Annotated in this window: 15 protein-coding genes; 8 read left to right on the top strand and 7 right to left on the bottom strand. The window is 64.1% G+C overall.

The genetic code is table 11. From position 1 onward, the window contains the following. Positions 1–30: 30 nt before the first annotated feature. Together H0A72_RS11615 and H0A72_RS11610 are read right to left on the bottom strand one after the other, a co-directional pair. Positions 31–924 carry a LysR family transcriptional regulator gene (locus H0A72_RS11615; protein WP_180155401.1) on the bottom strand — a complete coding sequence of 298 codons (894 nt, stop codon included), beginning with the start codon at positions 922–924 and terminating at the stop codon, positions 31–33. After that, positions 914–1,819 (bottom strand): LysR family transcriptional regulator, encoded by a 906-nt coding sequence (locus H0A72_RS11610; RefSeq protein WP_180155399.1) that lies wholly within the window; start codon positions 1,817–1,819, stop codon positions 914–916. The genes H0A72_RS11615 and H0A72_RS11610 overlap by 11 nt, the downstream gene beginning before the upstream one ends. A 122-nt stretch (positions 1,820–1,941) precedes the next feature. Between H0A72_RS11610 and H0A72_RS11605 the strand changes: the two genes are divergently transcribed. Continuing rightward, positions 1,942–3,099 carry an acyl-CoA dehydrogenase family protein gene (locus H0A72_RS11605; protein WP_180155397.1) on the top strand — a complete coding sequence of 386 codons (1,158 nt, stop codon included), beginning with the start codon at positions 1,942–1,944 and terminating at the stop codon, positions 3,097–3,099. Positions 3,100–3,160: 61 nt separating this feature from the next. Here the strand turns inward: H0A72_RS11605 and H0A72_RS11600 are convergent, their stop codons facing one another. Continuing rightward, complete coding sequence (locus tag H0A72_RS11600; RefSeq protein ID WP_425502513.1) at positions 3,161–4,147, bottom strand: Bug family tripartite tricarboxylate transporter substrate binding protein; 987 nt, start codon at positions 4,145–4,147, stop codon at positions 3,161–3,163. A gap of 99 nt (positions 4,148–4,246) precedes the next feature. On the opposite strand from H0A72_RS11600, the gene H0A72_RS11595 reads away from it, so the two are divergent. Further along, positions 4,247–5,566: an NAD(P)/FAD-dependent oxidoreductase gene (locus H0A72_RS11595; protein ID WP_180155393.1), complete on the top strand. Its 1,320-nt coding sequence runs from the start codon at positions 4,247–4,249 to the stop codon at positions 5,564–5,566. Between the two features lie 8 nt (positions 5,567–5,574). Here the strand turns inward: H0A72_RS11595 and H0A72_RS11590 are convergent, their stop codons facing one another. The 3 genes from H0A72_RS11590 to H0A72_RS11580 all read right to left on the bottom strand — a co-directional run bounded on the left by H0A72_RS11590 (position 5,575) and on the right by H0A72_RS11580 (position 8,486). Further along, positions 5,575–6,555 (bottom strand): Bug family tripartite tricarboxylate transporter substrate binding protein, encoded by a 981-nt coding sequence (locus tag H0A72_RS11590; RefSeq protein ID WP_180155391.1) that lies wholly within the window; start codon positions 6,553–6,555, stop codon positions 5,575–5,577. A 113-nt stretch (positions 6,556–6,668) separates the two neighbouring features. Further along, on the bottom strand, positions 6,669–7,265 hold the full coding sequence (locus tag H0A72_RS11585; protein WP_180155389.1) for a UGSC family (seleno)protein: 597 nt from the start codon (positions 7,263–7,265) through the stop codon (positions 6,669–6,671). Positions 7,266–7,280: 15 nt separating this feature from the next. Continuing rightward, a complete protein-coding gene (locus tag H0A72_RS11580; RefSeq protein WP_246436935.1) occupies positions 7,281–8,486 on the bottom strand; it encodes a hypothetical protein in 1,206 nt (401 codons plus the stop codon). Between the two features lie 41 nt (positions 8,487–8,527). Here H0A72_RS11580 and H0A72_RS11575 point away from each other — a divergent pair, with 41 nt between their 5' ends. From H0A72_RS11575 to gudD, 5 genes are all read left to right on the top strand, one after another. Beyond that, positions 8,528–9,442, top strand: a complete 915-nt coding sequence (locus H0A72_RS11575; RefSeq protein WP_180155387.1) for a LysR family transcriptional regulator — start codon at positions 8,528–8,530, stop codon at positions 9,440–9,442. Positions 9,443–9,545: 103 nt separating this feature from the next. Then, positions 9,546–10,856, top strand: a complete 1,311-nt coding sequence (locus H0A72_RS11570; protein ID WP_180155385.1) for an MFS transporter — start codon at positions 9,546–9,548, stop codon at positions 10,854–10,856. A gap of 128 nt (positions 10,857–10,984) precedes the next feature. Continuing rightward, on the top strand, positions 10,985–11,713 hold the full coding sequence (locus tag H0A72_RS11565; RefSeq protein ID WP_180155383.1) for a tellurite resistance TerB family protein: 729 nt from the start codon (positions 10,985–10,987) through the stop codon (positions 11,711–11,713). Between the two features lie 40 nt (positions 11,714–11,753). Further along, positions 11,754–12,782, top strand: a complete 1,029-nt coding sequence (locus H0A72_RS11560) for a LacI family DNA-binding transcriptional regulator (protein WP_180155381.1) — start codon at positions 11,754–11,756, stop codon at positions 12,780–12,782. 79 nt (positions 12,783–12,861) lie between these two features. Continuing rightward, a complete protein-coding gene (gene gudD / locus H0A72_RS11555; protein ID WP_180155379.1) occupies positions 12,862–14,193 on the top strand; it encodes a glucarate dehydratase in 1,332 nt (443 codons plus the stop codon). 75 nt (positions 14,194–14,268) lie between these two features. On the opposite strand, the gene H0A72_RS11550 is transcribed toward gudD, so the two are convergent. Beyond that, complete coding sequence (locus tag H0A72_RS11550) at positions 14,269–15,222, bottom strand: Bug family tripartite tricarboxylate transporter substrate binding protein (protein ID WP_180155377.1); 954 nt, start codon at positions 15,220–15,222, stop codon at positions 14,269–14,271. Positions 15,223–15,432: 210 nt separating this feature from the next. Here H0A72_RS11550 and garD point away from each other — a divergent pair, with 210 nt between their 5' ends. Further along, the gene (gene garD / locus H0A72_RS11545; RefSeq protein ID WP_180155375.1) at positions 15,433–17,004 is read left to right on the top strand and encodes a galactarate dehydratase; all 1,572 of its coding nucleotides are present in this window, start codon (positions 15,433–15,435) and stop codon (positions 17,002–17,004) included. Positions 17,005–17,030: the final 26 nt, after the last annotated feature.

Genomic DNA, 17,030 nt, shown 5'->3' with positions numbered 1-17,030 from the left:
TTCTTTTTTGTACGTGACAATAGCTTGAGGCTATTCTTCTGACAGTTGCTGCCGAAGCGCGGTGGTAAACAGCCGAAACTGCTCATCGGCTTGGCGGAATCGGGAACGGAGCAGGCAAACCGAAGTCTGAATTCCGCTATCGATGTCCCGAGTCACCAAATTCCTGGCATTCAGGCTGCTGGAAGCAAAAGCGTCGCAAAGGAAGAGCCCCAGGCCTTGCTCAACGAGCGAGTAAGCGGTCTCACTGCTGTCAACGGTGAACGGCACCGTCCAATCGTAGTCATAGCGAGCCATTTGGGCCCGTATGGCATCGCCAAGAGGCATGGAGTCGGAATGGAGAATCAAGCTTTCCGGTTGCAGGTCCTCAAAGCAAAGGGCATTGGGAAAGTCGGCGAGTCGGTGGTCAGCCCGCATCAGGATTTTTACGGGCCTCGACGCGAGCACCGTGCATTCAACGGCCGGGTTCTCGACGGGCCAGATGGTCAAGCCTATGCTGTCGGGATTCAAGACGAGTCTCTGGGCGATTTCACCCACGCTTTTATTGGCTATACGGACACGTACCTTGGGCGAGCGAAGATGATAGCGGGCAACCACGCGCGGCAATAAAGTAGTGGATAGCGTGGCGCTGGTATAGATCGTCAAGGATCCCGACCCCGGCTGGCCCAGGGCTTTGGCAAACCGGACGAACTGCTCAACCCGCTCCTGCACATGCAGCGCTTCGTCAAAAAGCTTGCGTGCATGCTCGTTCGGCACAATGGCATTGCCCGTGCGGTCGAATAGCGAATATCCCAATCGCGATTCCATCTGCGCAATCAGCTTGCTGATCACCGGCTGGCTGACGTGCATCAGTTCAGCGGCGGCCTTGGTAGTGCCGCAAATCATCACGGCGCGAAAAGCCTCTATTTGGCGTACGCTAATTGACATAAAGCGCCTCGTTGCAAAGACGCGCCTTCAAGGCTTGGATGAGCGCGCGGGCCGCGGCGGTCTGGTAGCGGGTCGGAGGCGTCAGGAGGAATATCTTGGCGCCGAACACGCTGATGCGGTAGTACTCCAGATGCCTGACCAGGCGCCCCGACTCCAGCTCGTCGCGCAGCATGTACCGGGGCAGGAAGCCCACGCCGCCGCCCTCCATCACCGCCTGTTTCAGGAATACGAAGTTGTCCGAGCGCAGCACGGGGTCGAGCTCCACGCTCCTGCTGCCGCCTGCATAGCGCCCCGTCACGCTCAAGGCGGCGCCGACGGCGGAGGCGCACACGATATCCAGTCGCTGCAGGTCCTCCAGCACGTGTATCGGCGGCCGGCCACGCATGTATTCGGGACTGGAGCAGACCACCCAGTCGACGTCGGCCAGCTCGACGGCCATGGAATTGGCCGGCGGCCGGGACAGCACGCGCAAGGCGATATCGATGCCTTCCTCGACCAGGTTTGAAATCTGGTTGCTGAAGACCACGTCGAACGTGACTCCCGGATGATCGCGCCGGAAACGAACCAGCGTATCGGATAGCGCGAGGTGGCCCAGCCCCGCCGATACGCTCAGGCGCACATGCCCCGAGACGCTGCCCGCAGCGCTGGAGACGACGTCGTTGACGGCCGCGAGTTCCTGCAGCATATTGCGGCCATGCTTGTAGACGGCCGCGCCTATCTCGGTCAACTGCATGGATTTGGTCGTGCGCCTGAGCAACTGCGCCCCCAGCGCGTCTTCGAAGGCCTTGAGCCGGTAGCTGAGGTTCGCCCTGGACATATTGCGCTTGCGGGCGGCGGCGCTCAGGCTTCCCGCATCGACGATGTCTATGAAAAAATGCAATGAATTGAGGTCCATGCGCGGCTGCCGTCAGCGTTATTGTCAAATAGTATTTGACATGCATTTAAATCGTCAAATGAAACGTCAATAGCCTTACCATACTGCAAGACCACCACGCTATCCTCTACCTAGGCGAAATCATGGCACTCGACAACGAAACTTTCTCGATCCTGCGCTCGACCGTGCAGCGCTTCATCGAACAGCGGCTGAAGCCCGCGGAAGACATCCTGGAGGAAACCGACGACGTCCCGGCCGAGATCGTCGCCGAGATGAAAGAAATCGGGCTTTTCGGTATTTCCATCCCCGAGGAATACGGCGGCTCGGGGCTGTCGATGGCGCAGGAATGCGATATCGCCTATGACATGGGCCATACCGCCTTCGCCTTCCGCTCCGTGTTCGGCACGAACGTCGGCATTGGATCGCAGGGCATCCTGATGGACGGCACGGAAGAGCAGAAGCAGGCCTGGCTGCCGCGCATCGCATCGGGCGAAATCGTCATTTCGTTTGCGCTGACGGAACCCGGAGCGGGTTCCGATGCGGGCTCCTTGCAAACGCGGGCCACGCTGCAGGACGGGCACTATATCCTGAACGGCACCAAGCGCTTCATCACGAACGCCTCGCGCGCCAATGCCTTCACGCTGATGGCGCGCACGGGCGGCCCGGGCGCCGACGGCATCACCGCTTTCATCGTCCCCGCCGACGCGCCCGGCATCTCGCTGGGCAAGCCCGACAAGAAAATGGGGCAGCGCGGCACCAAGACTTGCGATGTCGTGCTGGAGGACGTCAAGGTGGACGCGGCGAACGTCATCGGCGGCACGCCCGGAAAAGGGTTCCGAACGGCGATGAAGGTGCTGGACCGGGGCCGGCTGCATATTTCGGCGCTGGCCTGCGGCATGGCCGACCGGCTGATTCACGACGCGGTCGATTACGCGAAGCAGCGCAAGCAGTTCGGTCAGCCGATTGCCCAGTTCCAGTTGATACAGGCCATGCTGGCCGACAGCCAGACGGAACTGTATGCCGGCCTTTCGATGATGCGCGATTGCGCGCGCATGTACGATGCCAATCCGCCGGGCCAGAGGAATGCGGAACTGAGCATGGCGGCGTCTTGCGTGAAGCTGTTCTGCACCGAGATGGTGGGCCGGGTGGCCGACCGGGCGGTGCAGATTCATGGGGGGTCGGGCTACATCAGCGAGTACAAGGCCGAACGTTTTTACCGCGACGTTCGCCTGTTGAGGCTTTACGAGGGCACCAGCCAGATTCAGCAACTGATCATCGCCAAGCATCTGCTGCAGCGCTGACCGGCGGCGTTCATGCCCCCGTGGCCGGGCTCCATGCGGGGCCCGACCGTTCCAGCCCGGCCTAGTCGACCGAGATCTTGGCTTCCTTGATCACCTTGGCCCACTTGGCGCGTTCGTCCTGGATGAACTTGCCGAACTCCTCAGGCGTGCCGCCGCCCACCTGGCCGCCGGTTTGATCGAAAGCCTGGATCACTTCCGGCTTCTTCAGGATCTTGTTGAAAGCCGCATTGAGCTTCTGAATGATGTCTTGCGGCGTGCCGGCCGGAACCACGATGCCTTGCCAGTTGTACGACTCGAAGCCGGGCAGGCCCGCTTCGGCCACGGTCGGCACGTCGGGCAGCAGGGGCAGGCGGTGGTTGCTGGTCACGCCCAGGGGCTTCACCTTGTCGGCCTGGATGGCGGGCATGGCGGCATAGCCCATTTCGAACATCATGTCGATGTGGCCGGCCATCAGGTCGGTCGCCGCGGGAGCGCCGCCCTTATAAGGCACGTGCGTCATCTCGACGCCGGCGCTGTTGGCGAAAAGCTCGCCCGAAAGATGATGCGCGCCGCCCACGCCCGACGACCCGAAGGTGATGCGGCCCGGATCCTTCTTGGCCAGCGCGATCAGCTCGGCGACATTGCTGACGGGCACCTTCTTGTTGACATTCAGGATGAGGGGCGCTTCTTCGATCAGGATGACCGGCGCCAAGTCTTTCTGGACGTCGTAGGGCACGTTCTTGGGCATCAGGGTGGGGTTCACCGACAAGGGCGCCAGGTGGCCGCTGCCTATCGTGTAGCCGTCCGGCTTGGCGCGGGCGATTTCCGCGGTGCCGATGACGCCGCCGGCCCCGGCTTTGTTCTCGATGACCACGTTGGCCTTGAGCTCTTTCGCCAATTCTTCGCCCAGCATGCGCATGCGGGTGTCGGCAAAGCCGCCCGCGGCGTAAGGAATGATCATGGTGATGGGCTTGCCGCCGGGCCAATCGGCGGCCGCCGCGGTCGTGGACAAGGCGCCGAAAACGGCGGCGGCCGCCAGCGCGGCCCCGAGCTTCTGTATGAACATGATGCGGACCTCAAAAAAGAGAAACAGTGATTGAATCGCAAGGATTTTTCGGGCTTTATTGTATGCTGTAAGAGTGGGCGTCGCTTTATCAGGAGTCAAAGCATGCCGGATCTGCCCCATAGCGTCGTCATCGTCGGAGGCGGGGCGGGCGGGCTGGAGCTCGCCGCCAGGCTGGGCCGCAAATTCGGTCCCAGCCACGTCGTTCTGATCGACAAGGCGGAAAGCCATATCTGGAAGCCGTCGCTGCACGAAGTGGCTGCGGGCACCCTGGACATCCACCGCGAAGACTTGTCGTATTTCATGCTCGCGCGCGAAAGCGGCTTCACCTTCATCCAGGGTGAAATGCACGCGCTGGACCGAAACGCGCGCGAAGTCCTGCTGCTGTCCGTGGCCGGCTCCACCGGCCTGGAGATCTTCCCGGCCCGCCGCGTCGGGTACGACACGCTCGTCCTGGCCATAGGCAGCAGGACGAATTTCTTCGGCACGCCGGGCGCGCGTGAACACGCGATCACGCTGGACTCGACCGAGCAGGCGGAGCGATTCCGGCAGCGGCTGCTGAACCTGATGGTGCGGCGCATCCCGGCGGGCCAGCATGGCGACGACGCCGGCGGCGCCGAGCCGCCGGGCCTGGACATCGCCATCGTGGGCGCGGGCGCCACCGGGGTGGAGCTGGCGGCAGAACTGCTGGAGGCCCGCGCCGGCCTGGCCTATTACGGGCTGCACGGGCATGGCTGCGAGATGCGCATCACCCTCATCGAAGGAGCGGACCGCATTCTTTCCGCCCTTCCTCCGAAACTCTCCTTCGCGGCTCAATCCCTGCTTGAATCACGCGGGGTCGAGGTGCTCACCGGGTTGCGCATCGCCGGCGTATCCGCCGACCATCTCTCCGATCAGGATGGCCGGCGCTATCCAACCGATTTATGCGTGTGGGCGGCGGGCATAGAAGCGCCGGCCATGCTCGGCGAACTGGGGCTGGAAACCAATCGGGTGAACCAGCTGGTGGTGGATGCGCAATTGCGCACCGCGGACCCACGCATCTACGCGTTCGGCGATTGCGCGCAGGCGCCGTGGATCGGCCAGAATTCGAACCTGCCCGCACGCGCCCAGGTCGCCCACCAGCAGGCCGCCTTTCTGTACGATGCCATGAGCGCGCGCATCCGCGGCGCGCCCGCGCCGAGTCGCGGCTTTGCATTCCGCGACTACGGCTCGCTGGTCTCGATCGGGCACAATCGCGGGGTCGGGAACCTGATGGGCGTTCTGTCGGGGAAAAGCTGGTTCGTCGAAGGCCTGGTGGCGCGGCTGATGTACATGAGTCTGCACTTGACGCACCACCTGGCCGTCCTGGGCTTCGGGCGCACGGCGGCCCTCGCCCTGGGGCGGCTGCTGCTCAAGCGCGGCACGCCCCGGGTCAAGCTGCATTGAACCGCTTCCTATGATTGAGGCTGAATGTTGGCGGCCTTCACGATCGCCCCGTAGCGCTTGGACTCCGATCGGCAGAACTCGGCGAAGTCCTGCCGCGACCCGCCCAGAGGATCCGCGCCCGCCTGCAGCAGCTTGGCCCTGACATCGGGATCGGCAAGCGCCTTGTTGATCGCGCCGTTCAACTTCTCGACGATATCGACCGGAGTTTTGGCGGGCGCCCACACGCCGTACCAGGTGGTTACGGCGAACCCCTTCAGGCCGGATTCATCCAGGGTGGGAAGCTCAGGAGCGACTTCCGTGCGCTTTTCCGAAGTCACGCCCAGTGCCTTCAGCTTTCCGGATCGGACGAAAGAGATGGACGAAGGGGCGCTGTCGAACATCATGTCCACTTGGCCGCCGACCAGATCCGTCAGGGCGGGCGCGCTGCCGCGATAGGGAACGTGCATGAGCGGCAGCTTCGTCATCTGGCCGAACAGCTCGCCCGCGAGATGGCCCGGCGCGCCCACGCTGGAGGACGCGAAAGTCATTCCCTTGCCGGAGTCCTTGATGAGCTTTATGAGTTCCTCAACGGACTTGGCCTGAACCTTGGGCGAAACTACCAATATCTGCGGTGTGGACGCCAGTCCGACGATGGGCTCGAAGTCCCTCAAGGGATCGAAGGGAAGGTCCTTCTTCAGGAAAGGATTGATGACATGTCCGGAATAGTTGAGCAAAAGGGTGTAGCCGTCCGGCGCGGCGCGCGCCACTTGCCCGGCGCCGATCACGCTGCTGGCTCCCGGCTTGTTATCGATGATGACCGATTGCCCCAGGTCTTCCGACAGCTTCTGCCCAACCACCCGCGCGACGATGTCCGTCGGCCCTCCAGCAGGAAAGGGAACGATCATCGTGATCGGCCTGTTTGGATAAGGCTCGGCCGCTGATGCGAACGTCGGCTGCACGGCGCCGGCCAAGCCAAGTATCGCCACCGCGGCGAATTTCGCGTTCTTCATTGTCTCTTCTCCACTCGAAATGGTTGTTTTATGTCTTGTACTGATGCCGTCCGCGCACGAACACCGCCTTTCAGCGGTGTCGTGCGGCGCTGGAATGCAAGCGCGCCGAACCCTCAGTCGGGGGCACGCCGATTCTCGAGGTATTTCGCGGCTGCGCCCTTTTGCTCCCCTTTCCAGACGGCTTGCGCCTGAGTCAGTATCTGGGCAACGCGCTGCGCAACCTCTTCCAGCGTGATCGAACTGACCGGATGCGCAATGATGACCGGCTCCAGGTCCAGCATTCCCAAGGCCTCCCGTGTCAGGACGGTCTCTTTGACGAACTCTGTCGTCACGATGACCGCCGTCGGAACACCCGCGCCTTCAAGAGCAATGGCGTCTCTCAGGCATCCCGACGTGCAGGAGCCGCAGTCACCGATAGCGGTCAGGACGATGTCGTTTTCCTCGACGATCTGCGCAATCAGTTCCGGCGCCGCATCCTTCGAGAAACTATGCTTGACGTAGTAGTTGACCGCCTCGAAGTCGATTTCCCGCTTGAGCGCTTCGATGGAGCCCCTGAGCAGCTTGTTGGCGTTCCATTTGGAATTGTCGAGAACGCCCAGCCTCAGGCCATCGAGGCCAGCCTTTCTTGCCGCCGTGGGCTTTTCTATGGAGCGCACTACGCCGCGCGGATCATAAACGCGCACATCGACGCCTTTCATTTGCATCAGCATGGTTTTCTTCCCGAATCAAAGTGAACATGTGCCGCTGGAACAATCCGGCTCCTCGTGCGCCGCTGTGGCGTCGATGGGCTTCAACACCGGCGTGCTCATGTGGCCCCATCCCGGAATCACCGCCGAAAACCGCCCCGCCTCTCCGCCCATGACGAACAAATGAATGTGATCGGGATCGTGGATGATCGGGATGCGGGTGTGGTCTTCGCGCTTGTACCATTTCGGAAGATTGCGGTTGTAGACCTTGCCGTAGCGATGGCCATAGGCAAGATCGATGAAACGATTGCCGTGGTTCATGAAGATGTAATTGCGCACATCCGAGCGATTCCAACCATGTTGAGCAATCGTCCTGGCATGCTCCAGGCCCAGCACGACCGCCATGTGGCCGCCCAGCACCGCGGTGTTCGAGCCTATCGTGCTCATCACCGAGCAGATCGTATCCAGGATTCCTTCCGGGTCATTCGAGACGTGATTCGTGACGCTATGCGGCGCCTCCGCCGCAAGGGCGAATACCGTCGATTCGCCGGCACGGTATCCATGTTCGACGTGATAGGGCGCCAAGGGGCTTTGCGCTTCGTTCTCCGCCACGCAATATGTGTACTTGCCGGGGTGTCCCAATGTGCTTTTGTCCAGGTCGCCCGGCCAGGCTCCGCCCACGTTGAGCATGATCAGCCTGATCGCCCGGCCAATGGTCGCGTTGGCGCGATTGCCCGATCCGAAGGCGTTGGCTCCGCCGTTCATTCCGACTTCGGCTGCGATCGGGCCGTTGACCACGATGAGGGGCGACGCCACGTGGGTCGTCGCCTGGACGCCGTTCAAGTTGAATGCCGAATCGGTCAAGGCGAGCATGGCCGCGCGCACAATTGGAGCATAGGCGGGTTTGCAACCCGCCATCACCATATTGATCGCCAACACCTCTCGCGTCAGCTCACCCCAGCGCGGGGCGACTTTGCATTCTACGTAGTCGGGATCTCCTCCCAACTCGCGAATGACGGCTTCGATTTTCTCCGGGGTCGGCGGCACGACCGGCAGCCCGTCGCTGAAACCTTTCTCGTAGTAATACTCCACGAGATCGACATCCGTCCCGACGACGTCGTCTTCCACTATGGCGTTCATGATCTTAAAGCCTCCTGAAATACATGAAGCCATCTTAGTGAGCCTCTTTATTATTTCCAACAGGAATCTATTAACTGCAATAATTGCGTTTTCAACATAAATCAAGCGTTTATCTTCTTCGTGAACCTGCGAGCCCTTCCTTCACCATGATCCGTCCCGACCAACTGGACCTCAGCGCAAAAGAGCTGCTGGCCATCAAGACCATTGCGGAATATGGAAGCTTCAATGCCGCAGCGATTACCCTGAATGTTTCCCAGCCCGTGCTCACACGCACCGTGCAGCGGGTGGAGCGCCTCCTGGGGCTCGCCTTGTTCAATCGCACGACTCGCAGCGTGGAGATCACCGAGGCGGGGAAGGAATTCGTGGCGCTTGCCGAACGAGTCTTGAACGACGTCCAGATTTACCTGAAAGCGGTGCAGGAAAGAGAGGCCGAACAGCGCGGCCAGGTGATCATCTCGTCGGTCATGTCGGTGGCCGCCACTGTGCTTCCGGCGATCGCGGCGCGCTATCGGCAAGCCTATCCGAACGTCACCCTGCACATCCATGAAGGCGTGCACGGTACCGTAATCGAAAATCTGCGTTCGGGCGTTTCCGATTTCGGGCTCACGTATCTCGACGATATCGCGCCCATTTTTTCCACCCTGCCACTGAGCACCCAGTATTTCCATGTTTTGCTGCCGCAGGGCCACCGCCTCGAAAAGCGCAGGCAGGTGTCGTGGCTCGACATACAGTCGGAACAATTGGTTTCATTGCCGGCGGACTCCCGCACGCGACGCCTGATCGACGCCACCGCCATCACGAACGGCTTGACCCTGACCCACGCCATCACCGTGACGCAGTTCACCACCATGATGCAATTCGTCGCCGCGGGAGTCGGCATCGCAATCGTGCCGGAAGGGGCTTTGTCTGCGGCGTCGGTGAGCCCCGGCCTGTCCGCGCGTCCGCTGGAAAAACCCAAGCTGAGCCGGACGATGGGGCTCGTTGCGCTGAAGAGCAGGAACCAGACCTACTTTGCAAACAAAATGATTGAATTGGTCATGCAGGAGTGGCGCGGCATCTGACGCACATTCCGGCACCGCGAATACATCGGCCCGATCTGCAGCGCACTTGCCGAAACCGCCATAAAGCGCTTGAATAAGGGGATCTGACAGGTGGAGCGAAAAGATGGCCGGCAAGGGCGGTAAAAGTGGTGAAGGCATGTATTACGGATGGGCGATCGTCTGGGCGGCTACGGCGCTGACGCTGCTGACCGTCGGCCTGCGGCTGGGCGCGGGGCCCTTCTTTCTTCCGATGACCCAGGATCTCGGCATGTCGCGCAGCGAGCTCTCCAGCATCATCGCCGCCGGCATGCTGACTTACGGCCTGACCATGCCGCTCGCGGGGCAGCTGGTCACGTCCTGGGGCACCCGGCGCGTGCTGCTCGTCGGCATGCTGTTCGTCGCGGGGTCCATCGCCGGCACCATCTATGCGCAGGGGCCGATCAGCCTTGCGCTCAGCTATGGGGTGGGCTTGTCCATCGGCCTGGCGCTCGCCAGCCCGGTCTCGCTGACGCCGGTCATCAGCCGCTGGTTCGTCCGGCAGCGCGGCATGGCGCTGTTCGTGCTGTCCGCGGGCTCCATGGCGGGCATAGCCATCCTGACCCCTTTGTTCACCTCGTCCATCAGCGCTTTCGGCTGGCAGGCGACGCTGGCCGGTTTCGCGGTGGTCTTCTCGCTGATCACGTTTCCCTCCGCCCTCTTCGTCATCCGCGACCAGGCTCCGGAACACGCGGATACGCTGAGCGCGCGAAACGCCTCCGGCACGCCCGCGCTCGCCCAGGCGTCCTGTGCGGTGCCGCCCCCCGCGGCGGCGGCGCAGGCGCGGCCCTTGCGCGCGGCGGCGGCCGTGCGCACCCTGCCATTCTGGCAACTGACGCTGGGCCTGTTCGCCTGCGGCTTCAGCATGAATCTGCTGGGCACCCATGGGGTGCCCATGCTGATGGACCACGGCTTCGACTCGCAGACCAGCGCCTTCGGCATCGCCTTGATCGGCCTGGTCGCCATCTTCAGTTCCTTCGCCCTGGGTAAGCTGTCCGACATGGTCGAGCGGCGCTATATCCTGGCGGTCATCTACACGGTAAGGGGCCTGGGCTTTTTCGGCCTGGTGGAAGCGCTCGCGCCCTGGCAGCTGTACGGCGTGGCGTCGGTCGGCGGCATCGTCTGGGCGGGCAGCGTCGCGCTGTCCTCCGCCATCATGGCCGATGTCTACGGCACCCGGCTGGTCGGCGTGCTCTGCGGCTGGGCCTACGTCGGACACCAGGTCGGCGGCATGATCAGTTCATGGCTGGGCGGCTGGGCATACGAAGCTTTCGGCACCCACCTGATCGCCTTCGGGGCGGCCGGCCTGCTGCTGTTCGGCGCCGCGGCGATCTCGCTCGGGCTGCCTTCGCGCGGCGTCACCGTCCGGGCGCGGCCCGTCGCCACGGCGGCGGAATGATGCCGGGCCCGCGCCCCTCCGGGGCGGCGGGCGGCGGCTTCGGCCATGCAACTTTCGCTTCGCGGCGCTGTCTGACGTCCTTTGGAGCCTGTCCGCAGGCCCGCTCACTTTACAAGGACGCCAATCACATGTCGGTACAACAGCTGCTGCAACAATTGCTTCAATCAGGAAAGAGCCTGGGCCAGGATGCGGGCTCGCGCATCCAGGACGCCGCGCCGGGCCTGGCGTCCGGCCTCGGCGGTTTCGGCGGGGGCGCCCTGGCGGGCGGCGCGCTCGGGCTGCTGCTGGGCAACAAGAAATTCCGGAAAATGGGTGGAAAACTGGCCACCTACGGCGGCGCGGCGGCCCTGGGCGCGGTAGCGCTCAAGGCCTACCAGGATTGGCAGGCCAAGCAGTCCGCGCCGTCCGCCGCCGGCGCCGCAGCGCCCTCACCCCAGCCCCAGCCGCTGCCTTATGCGCCGCAGCCCGCCGCGGCCTTCACGCCGGGCGCCGATGCCGAGCAGCACAGCAAAGCCATACTGGCGGCCATGATCGCCGCCGCCAAGGCCGACGGCCACATCGGCGACACGGAACGGCAGTTGATCGACGCCGAAGTGGCCAAGCTGGCAAGCAGCCCCGCCGATATGGCGTGGTTCGATGCCGAATTGAAGAAGCCCGCCGATCCGGCCGAAATCGCCGCCCTGGCCAGCACGCCCGAGATCGCCGCCGAAGTCTATCTTGCCAGCCTGCTCGTGATTGCGGACGACAGCTTCATGGAAAGGGCCTACCTGGACGAGCTGGGACGCAAGCTGGGATTGGCTCCCGCCCTGCAGGAAGAACTGCGCGCCCAGGTGCAGCGGCTTGGTGCCATGGCCTGAAAATGGTAAAAATGCCGCTACCGGCACCATTCGAGCGGACATGACCACAAAAGAAACAACCAGGCGAAGCCGGCGCGGCAGCGGCGCCATCACCCTGCGCGACGTCGCGAAGCTCGCGGGCGTCGCGCCCATCACGGCATCGCGCGTACTGACCTCGCCCGAGCGCGTCTCGCCGGAAAACCGCCAGAAGGTCCTGGATGCCGTGCAGCGCACCGGCTACGTCCCCAACCGCCTCGCCGGCGGGCTCGCTTCGGCGCGCAGCCGCCTGATCGCGGCCGTGGTGCCCAGCACCGTCATGTCGGTGTTCATGGAAACCATCGAATCGCTGAACGCCACGCTGTTCGACGCCGGCTATCAGCTGATGCTCGGGCAGTCCGGCTACTCGCCCGTGCGGGAAGAGCTCCTGCTGGAGGCCATCATCGGCCGCCGGCCCGACGGCATCTTCCTGACGGGCATCCTGCAGCAGGGCAAAGGGCGGACGCGGCTGCTCGCCTCGGGCATCCCGGTGGTGGAAACCTGGGACCTGACGCCCAATCCCATAGACATGCTCATCGGTTTTTCGCACCAGGACATCGGCCGCGAGGTGGCGCGCTTCCTCATCGGCAGGGGTCGGCGCAAGCTGGGCATGATCCGCGCGAACGACGAACGGGCCGGCCGCCGCGCCCATGCCTACGCCGCCGCGGCAACCCAGGCGGGCCTGCCACCCATCACCGACATCGACGTGGGCGCCTCGCGCTCGCTCAAGAGCGGCCGCGAGGCGCTGCGCGCGCTGCTCGAACAGAATCCCGAAGTGGACGCCGTATTCTGCAGCTCCGACCTGCTGGCCATCGGGGCGCTCACGGAAGCGCGGGCACGCGGCATCTCGGTCCCGGAGCAGATCGCCATCATCGGCTTCGGCGACGTCCCCTTCGTGGCGGACATGGTTCCCGCCTTGACCACCGTGCACATCAAGGGCGCCAACATCGGCAGGCTGGCGGCCGGCCATCTCATCGACCGGGCCGAAGGCCGGGATGTGGACCAGCCGGTGATCGACGTGGGTTTCACGATCATAGAGCGCGAAACCACTTGACTGCTCCATATGGTACCGCTACCATTTGCCTCACCTTTCGATGGTAGCGGTACCATCCCAGCTTGCCGACATTCCTCCCATGCCCGATTCCACACCCATCATCACAGAACTGCGCGTCATCCCGGTCGCCGGCCATGACAGCATGCTGCTCAACCTCAGCGGCGCGCACGCGCCTTTCTTCACCCGCAACCTGGTCATGCTGTCCGACAGCAGCGGCAAGGTCGGCCTCGGAGAAGTGCCGGGCGGGGAAAGCATCCGCAAGACACTGGAAGACGCCTCGTCGCTGATCGTCGGCCGGCCCATCGGCGCCTACAACGCCGTGCTGAACGCCATGCGCGCACGCTACGCCGAGCGCGACGCAGCCGGGCGCGGGCAACAGACTTTCGATCTGCGGGTGGCCGTCCATGCCGTCACCGCGGTGGAGTCGGCCCTGCTCGACCTTCTGGGCCAATTCCTCGGCGTCCCGGTCGCGGCCCTGCTGGGCACCGGCCAGCAGCGCGACACGGTGCCCGTCCTGGGCTATCTGTTCTATGTGGGCGACCGGCGCAAAACGCCCCTGCCCTATCGATCCGAGCCCGAGGCGGACGACGCCTGGCTGCGGCTGCGCAACGAAGAAGCGCTGACGCCGGAGGCCGTCGTCCGGCTTGCCGAGGCGGCGCAGGCCAGGTATGGGTTCCAGGACTTCAAGCTCAAGGGCGGGGTCCTGCGCGGCGAAGAAGAAATCGAAGCGATCCGCGCCTTGCATGCACGCTTTCCCGGCGCGCGCTGCACGCTGGACCCGAACGGCGGCTGGCTGCTGAAGGACGCCGTCCGCCTGACGCGGGATCTCCACGGGGTGCTGGCCTATGCCGAAGACCCTTGCGGCGCGGAAGGGGTGTTCTCCGGACGCGAGGTGCTGGCCGAATTCCGCCGCGCCACGGGCCTGCCCACGGCCACCAACATGATCGCCACCGACTGGCGCGAGATGGCGCATGCCTTGTCGCTGCAGTCGGTGGACATCCCGCTGGCCGATCCGCACTTCTGGACGATGTCGGGCTCGGTGCGCGTTGCGCAGACCTGCCAGGATTTCGGTCTGACTTGGGGTTCTCATTCGAACAATCACTTCGATGTCTCGCTGGCGATGTTCACGCATGTGGCGGCGGCGGCGCCCGGGCGCATCACGGCCATCGATACGCACTGGATCTGGCAGGACGGCGAACGCCTCACGAAGGAGCCGCTACGCATTCAGGACGGTGGCATACGTGTGCCGTCGAAGCCTGGGCTGGGCGTGGAGATCGATATGCTGGAGGTCGAGAAGGCGCATCAGCTGTATTTGAAGCATGGGCTGGGGGCGAGGGACGACGCCGTGGCCATGCGGTATCTGGTGCCGGAATGGGGGTTCGATCCGAAGCGGCCTTGTCTGGATCGGTGAGGGCCGCGGTGTTTGTTGTGTCGGGGCGGTCGCGGAACTCGTGCTCGGGCCGGTGGCCCGAGCGCCGCCCCGAAATCAATTCGACTTGATGTTCCGGCTGGAAATCAGATTCTTCCAACGATGGAACTCAGCCTCCTGAAACGCGGTGAACTGCTCCGGCGTGTTCGCCACGATCTCGAAACCCAGCTCCAGCAAACGCGGCTTCACCTTCGGGCTGTTCAGCCCGGCCACCAGCGCCGCATGCAGCTTCGACTTCACGTCGGCCGGCAAGCCGCGCGGCGCGGCCACCGCCTGCCATGAATATACATTCGCATCCTTGATCCCGGACTCCTCCAGCGTCGGAACACTCGGCAACAGGTCCGAACGCTTCGCGCTGGTGATCGCCAGCGCCCGGAACTTCCCGGCCTGGATGTGCGGCATCGCCGTGTTGATGTTCATGAAAGACGCATCGATCTGCGAACCCAGCAAAGCCGTCACGACCGGCCCGCCGCCCTTGTAGGGCACGTGCGTACCGCTGGTGCCGGTCTGCTGCCAGAACAGCTCCGCCGTCAGGTGGTCGCTGCTGCCCGAACCCGACGAACCGAAAGTCATGACGCCGGGCTGCGCCTTCTGGAAGGCGATCACGTCCGCAATCGATTTGTGCGGCGAAGACTCCGGCACCACCAGGACATTGGGCGCCTGCACGGCGACGGTCAGATAATCGAAATCCGTGAGCGCGTTGTAGGGGACTTTGTCCATCAGATGCGGCGCAATCACATACGGCCCCAGCGAAGAAACGAGTATGGTGTTGCCGTCCGGCTTGGAGCGCGCCACGATGCCCGCGCCTATGGTGCCGGTTGCGCCGGCCTTGTTGTCGACCACGAAGTTTCCGCCCAGCCTTTCCTGCAATTCAGGCGCCAGGACGCGGCCGATGAGGTCGGTGGAGCCGCCGGGCGGGAACGGCACCACCAGCGTTACCGGGCCGTCGGGCCATGCCTGCGCCGACGACATGGCGAACGTGGCCACCAGCGCACATAGTATCTTTTTCATGTTGTCTCCTGTCTGAGTATATTGGGACGGGCACCGCGCGCGAAGCTGGTACCGCTACCACAGCCAAAATCGATGGTAGCGGTACCAAAACCAAGCGTCAATCGATTCTTTGCTAGGGTTTTCACCAAAAGTGCGTTCGCAAGACTCGCCTTGGCATAAAATGGTACCGCTACCAAATTCGGTATCGCGCTTACGCAGGAGAACCGCAGCATGCCGTCCGCCCCAGCCGGCCCCAGCCCGCTCACCATTCAGATGCACGCCCGCGACAACGTCGTGATCGTCGCCAACGACGGCGGCCTGCCGGCGGGCGCCGCCCTGCCCTCGGGCGTCGTGCTGCGCGAAGCCGTCCCGCAGGGCCACAAGGTCGCCCTGGTGGATCTGGACAAGGGCGCGGCCGTCCTGCGCTACGGCGTTCCCATCGGCTATGCCGCCGAGCCCCTGCCGGCCGGAAGCTGGGTGCACGAACGGCGCCTGGACATGCCCGGCGCCCGCGGGCTCGACGGCCTTCCCATGGCCACCGCCGGGAACGGCCCGGCGCCCCCGCTGGAAGGCTATACCTTTGAAGGCTATCGCAACGCGGACGGTTCGGTCGGCACGCGCAACATCCTGGCCATTACCCAGACCGTCCAGTGCGTGGCCGGCGTCACCGAACACGCCGTCCGGCGCATCCGCGCCGAACTGCTGCCGCGCTTTCCCAACGTGGACGACGTGGTGGCGCTGGAACACGCCTATGGCTGCGGCGTGGCGATCGACGCGCCCGATGCCGCCATCCCCATACGCACCTTGCGCAACATCAGCCTGAACCCCAACTTCGGCGGGGAAATCATGGTGGTCAGCCTGGGCTGCGAAAAGCTCCAGCCCCAGCGGCTGCTGCCTCCCGGCTCCATTCCCCTGCGGGACGAGCGCGGCGAGGCGGCGCAGGCCGACGTCGTCTGCCTGCAGGACGACGCCCATGTCGGCTTCATGTCCATGGTCGAATCCATCATGCGCCAGGCCGAACGGCATCTGGCGCGGCTGGACGCGCGCCGCCGCGAGACCGTGTCCGCCAGCGAGCTGGTGGTGGGCGTGCAGTGCGGCGGCAGCGACGCGTTCTCGGGCGTCACCGCCAATCCGGCCGTGGGCTACTGCGCCGACCTGCTGGTCCGGGCGGGCGCCAGCGTCATGTTTTCAGAAACCACCGAGGTGCGCGACGGCATCGCGCAGCTCACGGCGCGCGCGGCATCGCCCGAGATCGCCCAGGCGATGATCCGCGAAATGGCCTGGTACGACGCCTATCTGCAGCGCGGCCACGTGGACCGCAGCGCCAACACCACCCCGGGCAACAAGAAAGGCGGCCTGTCGAACATCGTGGAAAAAGCGATGGGATCCATCGTGAAGTCGGGTTCCTCGCCCATCGCCGGCGTGCTGGCGCCCGGCGAAAAGCTGCGCTGGAAGGGCCTGACTTTCGCCGCGACGCCCGCCAGCGATTTCATCTGCGGCACGCTGCAACTGGCGGCGGGCATGAATCTGCATGTGTTCACCACCGGGCGCGGCACCCCTTACGGCCTGGCGGCCTGCCCGGTGATCAAGGTCGCCACGCGCAGCGACCTGGCGCGCCGCTGGCACGACCTCATGGACATCAACGCGGGCAAGATCGCCGACGGCTCGGCCAGCATCGAAGAAGTGGGCTGGGAGCTATTCCGGTACATGCTGGATGTCGCCAGCGGCCGCAGGAAGACCTGGGCCGAGCAATGGAAGCTGCACAATGCGCTGGTGCTGTTCAACCCGGCCCCGGTGACCTAGGACTGTCGACGTTGCAAGACCCTGGG

Origin of the sequence: Parapusillimonas granuli (genome assembly GCF_013416525.1) — a bacterium.
Lineage (GTDB): Bacteria > Pseudomonadota > Gammaproteobacteria > Burkholderiales > Burkholderiaceae_B > Parapusillimonas > Parapusillimonas granuli.
This window is presented reverse-complemented; position numbering and strand designations above follow the sequence as displayed.